This is a genomic window from Shewanella sp. NKUCC06_TVS (assembly GCF_019345515.1).
In the GTDB taxonomy this organism is placed as follows: Bacteria; Pseudomonadota; Gammaproteobacteria; order Enterobacterales; family Shewanellaceae; genus Shewanella; species Shewanella oncorhynchi.
The window spans coordinates 124,145-137,566 of record NZ_JAHKQX010000003.1 but is presented as its reverse complement, the minus strand read 5'-3'; the positions used below and the strand labels follow the sequence as shown (position 1 = coordinate 137,566).

At 43.5% G+C, this 13,422-nt stretch carries 9 protein-coding genes and 1 tRNA gene; 5 read left to right on the top strand and 5 right to left on the bottom strand.

What is annotated here, in order from left to right:
• Positions 1-196: 196 nt before the first annotated feature.
• Entirely contained in the window at positions 197-2,800 is a 2,604-nt protein-coding gene (gene adhE, locus KO531_RS04475; protein WP_212599851.1) for a bifunctional acetaldehyde-CoA/alcohol dehydrogenase, read from the bottom strand.
• Positions 2,801-3,118: 318 nt separating this feature from the next.
• Between adhE and KO531_RS04470 the strand changes: the two genes are divergently transcribed.
• The 3 genes from KO531_RS04470 to KO531_RS04460 all read left to right on the top strand — a co-directional run bounded on the left by KO531_RS04470 (position 3,119) and on the right by KO531_RS04460 (position 6,325).
• Positions 3,119-3,751: a YchE family NAAT transporter gene (locus tag KO531_RS04470; protein ID WP_006081420.1), complete on the top strand. Its 633-nt coding sequence runs from the start codon at positions 3,119-3,121 to the stop codon at positions 3,749-3,751.
• Positions 3,752-4,029: 278 nt separating this feature from the next.
• Positions 4,030-6,024, top strand: coding sequence for a methyl-accepting chemotaxis protein (locus tag KO531_RS04465; protein WP_219250485.1), 1,995 nt, complete (start codon positions 4,030-4,032; stop codon positions 6,022-6,024).
• A gap of 213 nt (positions 6,025-6,237) precedes the next feature.
• Positions 6,238-6,325: transfer RNA gene (locus KO531_RS04460), tRNA-Ser, on the top strand.
• 146 nt (positions 6,326-6,471) lie between these two features.
• Here KO531_RS04460 and KO531_RS04455 read toward each other — a convergent pair.
• The 3 genes from KO531_RS04455 to KO531_RS04445 form a co-directional block, all read right to left on the bottom strand.
• Positions 6,472-7,362, bottom strand: a complete 891-nt coding sequence (locus KO531_RS04455) for a DMT family transporter (protein ID WP_242068414.1) — start codon at positions 7,360-7,362, stop codon at positions 6,472-6,474.
• A 671-nt stretch (positions 7,363-8,033) separates the two neighbouring features.
• The gene (locus KO531_RS04450; RefSeq protein ID WP_105252328.1) at positions 8,034-8,534 is read right to left on the bottom strand and encodes a peptidylprolyl isomerase; all 501 of its coding nucleotides are present in this window, start codon (positions 8,532-8,534) and stop codon (positions 8,034-8,036) included.
• A gap of 61 nt (positions 8,535-8,595) precedes the next feature.
• Complete coding sequence (locus tag KO531_RS04445; protein ID WP_131525615.1) at positions 8,596-9,999, bottom strand: DEAD/DEAH box helicase; 1,404 nt, start codon at positions 9,997-9,999, stop codon at positions 8,596-8,598.
• Between the two features lie 312 nt (positions 10,000-10,311).
• Here KO531_RS04445 and KO531_RS04440 point away from each other — a divergent pair, with 312 nt between their 5' ends.
• Entirely contained in the window at positions 10,312-12,084 is a 1,773-nt protein-coding gene (locus KO531_RS04440) for a DUF885 domain-containing protein (protein WP_168827802.1), read from the top strand.
• 250 nt (positions 12,085-12,334) lie between these two features.
• On the opposite strand, the gene KO531_RS04435 is transcribed toward KO531_RS04440, so the two are convergent.
• Entirely contained in the window at positions 12,335-12,655 is a 321-nt protein-coding gene (locus tag KO531_RS04435; protein ID WP_028760093.1) for a hypothetical protein, read from the bottom strand.
• A gap of 220 nt (positions 12,656-12,875) precedes the next feature.
• On the opposite strand from KO531_RS04435, the gene KO531_RS04430 reads away from it, so the two are divergent.
• The gene (locus tag KO531_RS04430; protein ID WP_028760092.1) at positions 12,876-13,370 is read left to right on the top strand and encodes a putative 4-hydroxy-4-methyl-2-oxoglutarate aldolase; all 495 of its coding nucleotides are present in this window, start codon (positions 12,876-12,878) and stop codon (positions 13,368-13,370) included.
• Positions 13,371-13,422: the final 52 nt, after the last annotated feature.

Here is a 13,422-nt window from a genome sequence, read left to right as displayed (position 1 = left end):
TAGTGATCGTAAGTGAGTGATGCCCAGTTGAGTTAGCTGCTAGTGAAGTCATTTTGCGTGCGATCGATTAACGCATCGACTCCTTAATTAGGTCATTCACGGAACATCACGCAATAAAAAGCCCTCATTCGAGGGCTTCTTCATTTATGTCGCGCGGCTTTTATTAAGCACGAGCCTAGCATTGGCAGGCGATAACCTAGTTGTTGTCGCTATAGTCACGGCCATAATAGCTATCGAGGAACAGTTGTTTCAGCTCGTTAATCAATGGGTAACGTGGGTTGGCACCGGTACATTGATCATCGAACGCATCTTCGGCTAATTCATCTAACTTGGCGAGGAAGTCGGCTTCGTTGACACCGGCTTCTTGGATAGAAGCAGGAATGCCAATCGTCTTCTTGAGGTGTGTGATTTTCTCAAGCAATTTTTCGACTTTTTCTTCATCCGTCTTTCCGCCTAGTTTCAAGTGATCTGCGATGGCAGCATAACGGCACAGGGCTTTTGGCCTGTCGTATTGGCTAAAGGCCGCTTGCTTAGTGGGCAGATCCGTTGCGTTAAAGCGTATTACGTTGTTGATCAGCAGCGCATTGGCTAGGCCATGGGCGAGATGGAACTCGGCGCCCAGTTTGTGTGCCATTGAGTGGCAAATCCCAAGGAAAGCGTTAGCAAAGGCGATACCCGCAATAGTGGCGCCATTGTGGACCTTTTCACGGGCGACAGGTGATTGTGAACCCAAGTTGTAGGCATCGGGTAAATATTTGCACAGTAAGTCGAGGGCTTGTAGCGCTTGGCCATCGCTGTACTCATTCGCCATCACGCTGACATAGGCTTCTAATGCATGGGTCACCGCATCTATGCCACCAAAGGCGGTGAGGGATTTAGGCATGTCCATCACAAGATTTGGATCAACAATCGCCATATTGGGCGTGAGTTGATAGTCGGCAATCGGGTATTTTTTACCTGTTATTTCGTCTGTCACTACCGCAAAAGGTGTGACTTCTGAGCCTGTGCCTGAAGTCGTCGGAATTGCCACCATCATGGCTTTGGTGCCCATTTGGGGGAATTTGTAGATACGTTTACGAATGTCCATAAAGCGCAATGCGAGATCGGCAAAATCCACATCTGGATGCTCGTACATTACCCAAATAATCTTAGCCGCATCCATTGGTGAGCCGCCGCCGAGCGCAATTATCACATCGGGTTTAAAGCTTTGAGCGACCTTAGCGCCTTGACGGACTATGGCTAATGTGGGATCGGCTTCAACATCGTAAAAAATTTCGGTTTCAAGGCCTTGGGCTTTTAAAATCCGCATGGTTTCATCGCAATAACCGTGGTTGAACAAAAATCTGTCTGTGATGATTAAGGCGCGTTTTTTATCGCTCAGTTCTTCGAGCGCGATGGGCAAACTACCGCGGCGGAAATAGATAGATGCAGGAAGCTTATGCCACAACATGTTTTCGGCCCTCTTAGCGACGGTTTTTTTATTGATTAGATGACTCGGGCCAACGTTTTCTGAAATCGAGTTGCCGCCCCAAGAACCACAGCCTAACGTCAGCGAAGGTGCCAGTTTGAAGTTGTACAGATCGCCAATACCGCCCTGTGAGGCTGGGGTGTTGATCAAAATACGTGCTGTTTTCATTCTAAAACCAAAGGCATGCACACGTTCTGTTTGGGTATCTTGGTCGGTATAAAGCCCTGAAGTGTGGCCAATGCCGCCGAGCGCGACTAAGGCTTCGGCTTTATCCATGGCATCGTTAAAGTCGGTGGCGCGGTACATGCCAAGTAATGGCGATAATTTTTCATGGGCGAAGGCTTCGCTGTCGCAAATGTCGGTGACTTCACCAATCAACACTTTTGTCCAGTGTGGCACTTCAAAGCCCGCCATTTTCGCGATACTGGCAGCACTTTGGCCAACGATATCAGCATTTAAACCGCCATTTTTCAAAATGACGTGTTGCATCGCAGCGGTTTCATCCTTCGATAGCATATAGCCACCGTGGGTTGCGAAACGCTCTTTAACCTGCTCATAAATACTGTCGACCACAATTACCGCTTGCTCTGACGCACAAACCACACCGTTATCGAAGGTTTTCGACATGAGAATCGAACTGACTGCGCGTTTGATGTCGGCGGTTTCATCGATAACAATAGGTGTGTTACCCGCACCTACGCCAATAGCCGGTTTACCGGAAGAGTAGGCGGCTTTCACCATGCCTGGGCCTCCCGTTGCGAGGATTAAATTCACCTTAGGGTGAGTCATTAATTGATTCGATAGTGCAACGCTGGGTTCATCAATCCAACCAATAATGTCTTTGGGCGCGCCCGCGGCTATGGCAGCATCAAGCACTAATTTTGCTGCAGTTGTGGTAGATATTTTGGCCCTAGGATGGGGCGAGAAGATAATTGCGTTACGGGTTTTAAGGCTGATTAAGGCCTTAAATATCGCGGTCGATGTGGGGTTAGTGGTCGGTACTATGCCACAAATGATACCTACGGGTTCAGCAATGGTAATAGTACCGAAGGTGACATCTTCAGATAAAATTCCGCAGGTTTTTTCATCTTTATATTTGTTATAAATGTATTCGGAGGCAAAGTGGTTTTTAATTACTTTGTCTTCAACCACACCCATGCGGGTTTCTGCGGCGGCCATTTTCGCCAGCGAGATACGCGCATCGGCAGCTGCAAGGGCGGCTGCACGGAAAATTTTATCGACTTGCGCTTGGCTGAATGTCGCATACTCGGCTTGTGCTTTCGCCACTCGCTCGACCATGAGATCCAGTTCTTGTGCATTAGTCACTGTCATGATTAATACTCCTAAAAAGATTTAGTGAATCAAGGCATTCACTAAATCCTCTTTATGGTAGAAAATTACACCTAAAGCCGCGTTGAAAGTGTGATATCAACGACAATATCGTGCTTTTATGTAATAAAACTACACTTAGGGTAACTTTTTTGTTTAAAATTGCGCTGAAAATGCATCGGCTTCGATAACTAAATATTATTCGAAGTTGTGATTTAACCTCAAAAATCTCATTTTTCAGTCAATAGCGCTTGAGATACTATACTTGCCCTCAAGCTTATTTTGATGAAGACGGCGTGACACGCACATAAGGATAGTCCCTTGGAGTTAACTCTTTACGTTAAATTTTTTCTTGGCCTCGTTGCCATCATTAATCCGGTTGGCTTGTTGCCTGTGTTTGTGAGCTTAACGAGCCATCAAACGGAGGCTGAGCGGAATCACACGGGTAAAGTAGCGAACTTTGCGGTTGTGGTGATCCTCTTAGTCACGATTGTGGCGGGGCAGCACATTCTGAATATGTTCAGCATTTCGTTATCTGCCTTTAGAATTGCTGGTGGCAGCCTGATTGCCATTATTGCGATGTCAATGTTGCAAGGTAAGTTAGGTGAAGTGAAGCGTAACCAAGAGGAAGACCGCGAATCCTCGGCGATGGAATCTGTGGCGGTTGTGCCTTTGGCTTTGCCACTGATGGCGGGACCTGGCGCTATCAGTTCGGTGATTGTCTTTGCCGCTGAGCATAATTCATTGTCGAACATTATTGCGATGTTCATTACTGTGATAGTGTTTGGTTTAGTAAGTTTTGGCCTGTTTAGAATGGCATCTATCATTTATAAGATCCTCGGCAAAACGGGTATTAACGTGATTACCCGTCTCATGGGACTCTTGATGTTATCTATTGGTATCGAAGTCATTGCGGCTGGTGTGAAGGGATTATTCCCACAGCTTTTCAGCTAGAGTCATCTTCAGTCACAGATTAAGTGTTCCTTTCTCTAGAAAAACGCATTGGAATTTTCAATGCGTTTTTTATTTCTATCTGATCCTTGTTTGACGTTTCTCAAGTTTGCTCTGCGATTAGCAAAATCTAAACTATTGATGGAATATGGGGGAAATCCTCGTTTATCAGGATATTAGCTTGTGCAATTTCAATAAACCTTAGTCGTCCTACGGTTGATATTATGCTATACCTAGTGTTCGGTATTTGGATCTAAAACTAAGTTTAAAAGGATATTTCTATGAAATGGCAATGGATTGGTAATCTCAGTCTAAAACAAAAATTATTAATGGTTGTCTTGCCTCCACTGTTAGCCTGTTTTTTATGTGGCACGCTTTACCTCATTGAAAAATATGAATATAGAAAAGATTTAACCTTAGTAGTGCAATTAAGCGAGCTGGCCGTCACCAACAGTAATTTAGTGCATGAGTTACAAAAAGAGCGCGGCATGAGTGCTGGATTTATTGGCTCAGCAGGAAAAGCGTTTGCGGGTAAAATACCTGATCAAAGACAATTAACGGATACGCAGCTCGGCCTCTATCAGCGTTTTATCACTGAGAACCATCTGCCGGAGATATTTGCCCCAAAACTTAGAGAGCTAAACGCTCAACTCGGGCGTTTAAATTCAATCCGCTCGCAGGTGGATAGTTTAAGTATCAGTGTCGCCGATGAAGTTGCCTATTACACTGAGTTAAATAAGTTATTACTGACGATAGTCGATGAAACCGCAAAAACGGGTGCTAATCAAGAAATCGCCATTAAAGCGACGGCTTTTAGTGCTTTTTTGCAATTAAAGGAAAGGGCGGGGATTGAAAGGGCGGTACTCAGCTCAACCTTTGGCCAAGCTGGATTTAAGCCTAAGGTTTATGCCAAATTTATCACTTTGGTTTCGGAGCAAAATACCTATCAAGAGCGTTTTTTAGCACTAGCAAATTCTGATTTATTATCCTCGTTTAACCGTTTACAGAGTTCAGCTGCAATGCATGACGTTGAGCTGTTACGTCAAATCGCATTCGAGCAAGATAATCAAAAAATCCTGCAACAAAGTCCCGAAGAGTGGTTCAGTAAATCGACCGCGCGGATTGAGCTATTACGTGAGTTTGAACAGCAAGTCTCGGCAGATTTACTTAATACCACCCATGAAAGATTAACCTTAGCGAATGAGAAAATGTTCTTAGTGCTCGCGACCTTAATCTCAGTATTGGCGATAGTCTTGATATTGAGTCTATCTGTTATCCGTTATTTGCATGACAGTGTGCATCACTTATATTCGACCATCACGCAAGCCCGTAAACATTACGACTTAAGTGTGCGTCTGACTCACTCTAGCTCCGATGAATTCGGTGAACTCGCCATCGCCTTTAACGACATGATGAGTGATTTTGAAAAAGTGATCCTACATGTACGTTCCAGTGGCGCTAAATTGCAACAAGCTGTGGCGCAAATGGATCTCTGTACCCATGCCATGGAGCAAGATGTGATGGCGGGCCACAGTGAGGCAGAACAAGTGGCCTCCGCTATGACGGAAATGAGTGCAACAGTGGCCGAGATTGCCAGCAATGCAGTGCAGGCATCCGAAGCGTCTTCCGCTGCCAATATAGAGGCTAAAGAAGGCAACCTCGAAGTCGGCCGAACCAGCAAAGCGATCAAAGCGTTAGCCGACGATATTAGTGGAGCTTCTAAAGCCATTAACGATTTAGATCGTGAAATTCACGGCATAGTGGTAGTGCTTGAAGTGATCAGCAGTATTGCTGAGCAAACTAATTTACTCGCGCTTAATGCCGCCATTGAAGCTGCCCGCGCAGGGGAAATGGGCCGCGGTTTTGCTGTAGTTGCAGACGAAGTCCGAAGTTTAGCGCAGCGCTCACAAACCTCGACCTCTGACATTAAAAATATGACAGATAGATTGAAGGCGGGAGCGAGCATTGCAGTAAAAGCCATGGACAGAGGGTTAGCTCAGGCTAATAGCAGTGTCCATGAAGCTGAACAGGCAGGTATCGAATTGAAACGTATTGTGGAGCAAGTAGACATTATTGACCGCATGAACGAGCAAATTGCCACAGCAACCCATGAGCAATCGGCGGTATCCGAAGACGTAAATCGTAATGCACTGAAGATCAGTGAGATTTACCTTAATACTCAAAGGATCTCCGATGAGCTTAGGGAGCTGACCAAAGCCCTGACGTTTGATGCGAATTCAATGTCAAAAGAAGTACACAAATTTACCGTCAATTAACGGTATAAAACGGTGAAAAGATTCAAGAAATCACGGCGGTTTGTTTAGCAATTGTGCAACCGCCTGAAACTGAGTCTTTTTTACTTGACCCCCTTTAGGCTTTTGCGTACAGTACCGCTCCGTTAACGATGAAAGCCTCTCGGCAAGGCTATACGAAATCGTTAGTGATTCTTAAACGTGAAAGATTAACCACGCTAACATAAATCGACATATGGTGAGGTGTCCGAGTGGCCGAAGGAGCACGCCTGGAAAGTGTGTATACGGTAACGTATCGAGGGTTCGACTCCCTCTCTCACCGCCAAATTAAAGCAAAGGGAATCAGTATCTTACTGATTCCCTTTGTTGCTTTTTGGCAAAAACTGGGCAAAATCGCCGTTTTGTTCTCCTTCTGTGTCCTTGGTAAAACCAAGCATTTCTGACACTCGATTAGCTATTTTTTGCGAGTCCTTAGGTTTTTGCCGCATTAGGTATGTTATTCGTCGTCATTCTTTTACGCGCTTGAACTAAGGTATAGCCGCCACTTAATACTATGAGTAGGCTTCCCAGAATAGTCAGCAAATCTGGGGATTCTCCAAATATAAATATTCCTAAAGCTAAGGCAAAGAGTAAACGTGTATAACGAAAGGGGCTTACTACCGATACATCTCCAGTGCGCATAGCGATTGTCAGCGCATTATAAGCCATTACACCAAAGACGATTGCTCCAATTATCTGTATTGCTGCGGTAGCACTAAACTGTATTGCTTCATTTTGGTAAATCAGTATCGCTAAGCCTGTAGGAATCAACACAAAAAAACCATACACTCCAAGCTGCATATTAGATAACACGGGAGAAGCTGCGCGTGTTGCTAAATCGCGTCCTGCAAAACCTAAGGTAGCGATAACGGCGAATAAAGATGTGGCCTCAAAACCATCAAGTCCTGGACGAATGATCATCAGCACGCCCATAAAACCAATCAATACTGCAAGCCATCTCTTATGACCCACTTGTTCACCGAACAACAATGCCGCGCCAAGCATGGCGATTAAAGGTGTGGCTTGCAAAATAGCGGATGCACTTGAGAGTGGCGTTAACGTGATGGCTAAAGCAAAACAGAATCGGCCGACGATTTCACATAGTGCACGTACTAATATGGGGGTAGACAAGACTGCAGGATGAAGCACAGTTTCACCCTTTCGCCAGGTTAACAGTATAAAAATCAACATTCCACCTAGGCCAAATAGCGCTAAAATGAGGCCGATAGAGGTGGTTTCTGCTGCGGATTTGATCAGCATGTCTTCAATAGAAAATGCTGCCATCGCAGCAACCATAAACAGACTACCTTTTCTATTATTCAAAATAAATTCCCTAAATGCTTAGACGCTATCTCTAGTCAAAAGTTTTGTCATGAGAGTTCTGGTTTCATCAACAAAGGCACAGAAGTTACGATATAGCTTATTAGAATCCAATAGAAACATCATTTTCTGATCACTATAGCAAGCTTTCTCTGCTTATCTGAATAGGATTCGCTGCTTAAGGTAGTAATGATTCTGGCTTAAAAATAAATAGGGATAATAAGCATTAGCAAGAAATGATAATAGATACAGATATGGTTTTTTTATCTATATCAGATGGCAAGTTAAGCCTCTTTTTACCATAAGGATTATGGTTGGTGTATTGTTTTAATATTATCAACTTGTGCGGCTAGTATAAGATATTGATGTCAGGTATGTGCTGCTGTTTTTCAGCTTTTATGATGAATAACATTGTTTGAAAGAGGTCTATATTGTGAGGTTAATTTTATATGTAGTAGTCTTAAGTCAATAATGGCAACGCTTAAATAATCCATCAGTTGATTTTATACTAAGTGATTTTGTATTGGGGATTTAGTGTTTTTAGGTTTATATAAAATGAATTTGCGTTGAATAGTACGGGAAAGTTAACTAAATAACTTTGGGGAAATGATTAATCGCTCAACTAAAACTGCGCGATTAATCATATTAACGAAAAAATATTGTTGTTTTAAAAATTAACTTTGGATATTAATCGTTACTTTCTCGATGACGATAGGTTCACGGGGCACGTCTTCGTGGCCAGCGACCGTGGTGGTTTTGACTTTCTCAATCTGCTGGATAATGTCCATTCCCGCCGTAACCTTACCAAATACCGCGTAGCCCCAACCGTTATTGGTGGTGGCGGTATGGTCTAAAAAGTCATTATTGGCTGTGTTGATGAAGAATTGCGCGGTGGCCGAGTGAGGCGCATCGGTGCGAGCCATAGCGATTGTGCCTATGGTGTTACTTAGGCCTTTGTTGGCTTCGTTAACGATAGGCTCGTGGGTCGGTTTTTCCTTCATTTTTGCGGTAAACCCGCCGCCTTGGATCATAAAGCCTTTGATTACTCGGTGAAAAATAGTGTGTTCAAAGAAGCCTTCTTCACAATAGCGAACAAAGTTTTTTGAACTGACAGGCGCATGTTCAAAATCGAGTTCTATAGTGATGTCGCCTAGATTTGTGCTAAATGTAATCATGCTAATATCTTCTATCTTAATGAGTTTTTATATCTAATAAGTCACGACTTGTACTGAGTCATTACTTAGTTTTAGGGCCGCTATTCCACGGATTAAAGGGCGCGCTGCGACCCGTTGTATCGTTACCATTGTCAGTCTGAATAGATTGCGGCCGTGTTACATTGGCTTTAACCTCTGGCTTTGATTTTGCGCTGCGATGCTTTTTCGCATGGGCGGTTTCAAAGGAGCCTTCCTTCGCGGGGCGCGAGGATCTGGCCTCAGGTGCCCGAGTTTTAAAGGTTTTTGGCGTAGTATTTTTGGGCACAAAATCGAGAATAGACACAGGCACTTCTTTGTTCGGCACAAAGCCTTCAATTTCTTTACGCACTATGAGGTGACCTAGACGGCGCTCGATAGCACATAGATTCCTAAAATCATCTTTAGAAACAAAGGAGATGGCTTCGCCGCAGGCGCCAGCACGACCGGTTCGGCCAATACGGTGAATATAATCATCGGCTTCATCGGGCAAATCATAATTGACCACACGGGTGAGGGCGTCGATATCGATACCGCGGGAAGCAACGCCAGTCGCGACTAAAAAGCGTAGTTTGCCAGATTTGAAATCCACTAATAATTGCTCGCGTACCGCTTGGCTGCGACCGCTGTGAATGGCTTCGGCGGCAATGCCACGTTTTTCGAGTTGGCTAACCAGTTTGGCGGCGCCTTGTTTCGTCTGGATAAAGATCAGTGCCTGTTCCCACGCTTGCTCAGTGATGAGTTTGCTTAACAGGGCCGACTTTTTATCTTTATCGACAGTGATCAACCATTGGTCGATTTGTGGTGCGTTTGCGCTGTCGCGGGCAATTTCAATTTCGACAGGGTTTTCAACCGCTGTTTTCGCTAAAAAGCGCACTTGCTTAGATAAGGTTGCCGAAAACAACAGATTTTGGCGTTCTGTTGGCAGACGTTCGATAATCTTATTGATGTCTTCGATAAATCCCATATCGAGCATTCTATCGGCTTCATCTAGGACTAATATCGAGATTTCATCGAAATGAATCGCTCTTTGGGTGTACATATCGAGCAATCTACCGGGTGTTGCCACCAGAATATCGACGCCTTCAATAAGACGTTGTTTCTGCGGTGCGGCATCCATGCCACCATACATGGCCATAGACGTCAGCGGCAGGTATTTTGCGTACTTGGCAATATTATCTTCTACCTGAACGGCCAATTCACGGGTTGGCGTTAAGATTAATGCACGAACGCGTTTAGCACGGATTTTCGGCATGTCGGCGAACATTTGCAGTATTGGCAACACAAAACTGGCGGTTTTACCTGTACCTGTTTGCGCGCCAGCAAGCAGGTTTTTGCCTTTCAAGATCACCGGAATGGCTTTTTCTTGGATCGGAGTAGGTTGTGAATAGCCGAGCTCAGTGATGGCTCTTAAAATCGGATCGCTTAATCCAAGTTTGGAAAATGGCATTGAATGTCTCAGGTAAAGGGTCAGGTCAATAATGTATAAGCAAACTGTTACGCTAAAGCATGAACAGTGGAGCAGGGCGATATTATAGCAGGAGGTGAAACAGAATAGGCGATTATCATTATTTGTGTGTGTGTTTGGTAAAGAGGGGCTTATACGTCGAATAGGCGAATGATAGGCGGTAAAATATTGAGAACTTACAATTTTGTAACCGCGCATGTATTCATGGCTAACATAGCTGCAATTATTGGGGCAATATGATTAACTGAGGTAATTTTTATATGCCTGATAAATCTTAACAAAGGACCCATAATAATGAAAAAAAACGCTATTTCCCTTGCGATAGTGCTATCGCTGGCCAGCCTTGCTGGCTGTCAATCCCATACGAGTCAAACCGCGCCCGTGGTCGCACCTGAAGTTAAAGCCCACTCATTTGAGCAATTTTCAGCATCCTTTATTGATTCATTGTGGGAATTGTCACCGACTTGGGCCTTATACAGTGGCAAGCATGTTAACGATGGTTACCTTGAAATCCCCGATGCAGCAGGTCGAGCAAAGACCTTAGCGTTTGTGAAAGTTCAGCAAGCGCAGTTGACTCAGTTCGAGCAAAAGTCGCTAACGCCGAATGAACTGATTGATTACCATCTGATCGACAATTTACTCGGTAGCATGGCATGGGAAATTGACAGTTTTAAATCTTGGCAGTGGGATCCTTCAAGTTACAACGTATCGGGTGGTTTTGCCCAAATCATCAATGAAAAATTCGCTCCATTAGATGACAGATTACGTTCGGTATTAGCGCGTTTAGAAAATGTGCCAGCTTATTATGCTGCTGCGCAGGCGAACATTAGCAAACCAACATTGGAGCACACTGAGTTAGCAGTGCTGCAGAATCAAGGTGCATTTTCGGTTTTTTCCGATGACTTATTAAAACAGGTCGCCGACTCTGGTTTGACTGATGTGGAAAAAGCGTTATTTAAAACGCGTTTCGATGCGGCCACTGCGGCGATTAACGGCCATATCGCTTGGTTAGACAAATTAGTGGTTCAACTTAAAAAAGATGGAGCACGTAGTTTTAGAATTGGCGAGGCGTTATATGAGCAAAAATTTGCCTTTGATATCCAAGCGGGGATGACGGCGAAACAGCTATATCAAAAAGCCGTAGCCGATAAAGAGCGTGTTCAAGGAGAAATGGCTAAAATTACCGATAAGTTATGGCCTAAATATTTTACTACGCCAAAGCCTGCTGACAGTAAGCTCGCCATTCGCCAATTAATCGATAAATTATCGACTCAGCATGTTCAGCGCGATGAATTCGTGAATGAAGTGCGTAAGCAAATTCCAGAGCTGATTGAATTTGTAAATAAGAAAAAACTAGTCACATTAGATCCTAAAAAACCACTCGTTGTCCGTGAAACGCCCGAATATATGCGTGGTTATGCCGGTGCATCAATTAGTGCACCTGGACCCTATGAGAAGTCAGGCAATACTTATTATAACGTGACGCCGCTCGATGGCATGAGTGATGAGTCCGCCGAGAGTTACTTGCGTGAATATAATCACTGGATCCTGCAAATCCTCAATATTCATGAAGCCATCCCAGGGCACTACACTCAACTCGTTTACTCTAATCAATCTCCGAGTTTAGTGAAAAGTTTATTTGGTAATGGTGCTATGGTCGAAGGTTGGGCGGTTTATGCAGAGCGTATGATGTTAGAAGAAGGCTATGGCAATTTTGAGCCTGAAATGTGGTTGATGTACTACAAGTGGAATTTACGTGTTATCTCTAACACTATTTTAGATTACAGTATTCATGTGAAAGGCATGACCGAAGACCAAGCTATTGCCCTGATGATGAATGAAGCCTTCCAACAGCAAGCTGAAGCTGAAGGCAAGTGGCGCCGTGCGACACTTAGTCAAGTGCAACTGACGAGTTACTATTCAGGTTATCGAGAAATCTATGATTTCCGTGAAGAATACAAAAAATCGCAAGGTAAAGATTTTGACCTTAAAACTTTCCACGAAACATTCTTGAGTTATGGTAGTGCACCAGTGAAATATATTCGCCAATTAATGCAGAGCAAATAAGTTCGCATATTGATATAAATCAGCAGAGCTTAGGCTCTGCTTTTTTATGCCAAATCGCTAGACAGGTATAGTGTGAGCTTAACATAAGTTGGCATTGTTACTTATGAAATGAAATCGTTAACACTGTCCGAATAATGAAAGCCGAAAATTCTGCCATATAACCGAAAAAGTATATATTTCGTTATATGGCATATGCAGATGTTAATTAAACAATTTAACTGCGTGGTGATAGAGCACAATGGCGATAAACTTACTTCTTAGATTTAGATGATGCCATCAGCGCTAATACTTCATCGTAAGAAATGTTAAATTCTCTCGACAAGTTAATGATTTTTGTTTTGTAGGTTTGAATATTCTCTTGCTGAGCTAATTGATGTTTCTTTTCTTCAACTAACTCATTAACGGTTTCTTGTAATATCAATAATCGACGTAAACTATAGTCGAGAGATTTAATATATTTACCCATTTGTTGCTTGTTACGTGCTTGCTCAAGATCCGTTGAGACTTTCTTATCATATCCATACTCATCAAGAGCTGCGATTGCGCTCTGTAAATCAAGATCAGTTGTCATTTGGTTTTCGCTTTATAACAAAGAGGTGTGGGAACAAATTTATGAAACTTTAAAGAGTGTCATAGGACGTTAACTATCGCAGATTATAATGCTTATGCCAATATACACCAAGCCTTTGCACGTTAAAATGAAATAAAAAATTCCGCTGATTTTTGCTTTGACCTTGTCGGGGTCTACAATTATGAGTAGTCTAAAGTTATAGACTATCATGGAGATTCAAATGCTTGATCTACTACCAGATTTATTCGACCACTATCCGTCTAAATTACAGTTACTTCCCCTTGCATTTAAACCCTTTGGTGGTAAACGGCTCTTCTGGGGCGAGATAGTCACAGTAAAGTGCTTTGAGGATAATTCAAAGGTAAAAGAGATACTTGCACAGGATGGGCATGGAAAAGTGCTCGTTGTCGATGGCGGCGGTTCTCTGCGCCGCGCATTGTTAGGGGATCTCATAGCGCAGAGCGCCTTAGATAATGGTTGGCAAGGGATAGTGATTAATGGTTGTGTTCGCGATGTGGCGAGATTAAATACTTTCAGCTTAGGTGTCTTTGCCTTAGGGGCTATGCCGATAAAAACCGAAAAGTTAGGTCAAGGCCAAATTAATGTGGCTGTGGATATGGGTGGCGTGACGGTTAAGCCCGGTATGATGCTCTATGCTGATGAAAATGGTATTGCAGTAAGTGATGAAATGTTGAACTTTGCATTTTTAAATTAACATTTCTAAATGCATTAGTTGCTATAAATTCAAGTTGTTTTTGATAAGGATA

Excerpts from the sequence above, each read along its gene's own strand:
- KO531_RS04450 (WP_105252328.1), bottom strand. The coding sequence starts at position 8,534 with ATGATTACATTTAGCACAAATCTAGGCGACATCACTATAGAACTCGAT.
- KO531_RS04465 (WP_219250485.1), top strand. The coding sequence starts at position 4,030 with ATGAAATGGCAATGGATTGGTAATCTCAGTCTAAAACAAAAATTATTA.
- KO531_RS04440 (WP_168827802.1), top strand. The coding sequence starts at position 10,312 with ATGAAAAAAAACGCTATTTCCCTTGCGATAGTGCTATCGCTGGCCAGC.
- KO531_RS04430 (WP_028760092.1), top strand. The coding sequence starts at position 12,876 with ATGCTTGATCTACTACCAGATTTATTCGACCACTATCCGTCTAAATTA.
- adhE (WP_212599851.1), bottom strand. The coding sequence starts at position 2,800 with ATGACAGTGACTAATGCACAAGAACTGGATCTCATGGTCGAGCGAGTG.
- KO531_RS04435 (WP_028760093.1), bottom strand. The coding sequence starts at position 12,655 with ATGACAACTGATCTTGATTTACAGAGCGCAATCGCAGCTCTTGATGAG.
- KO531_RS04445 (WP_131525615.1), bottom strand. The coding sequence starts at position 9,999 with ATGCCATTTTCCAAACTTGGATTAAGCGATCCGATTTTAAGAGCCATC.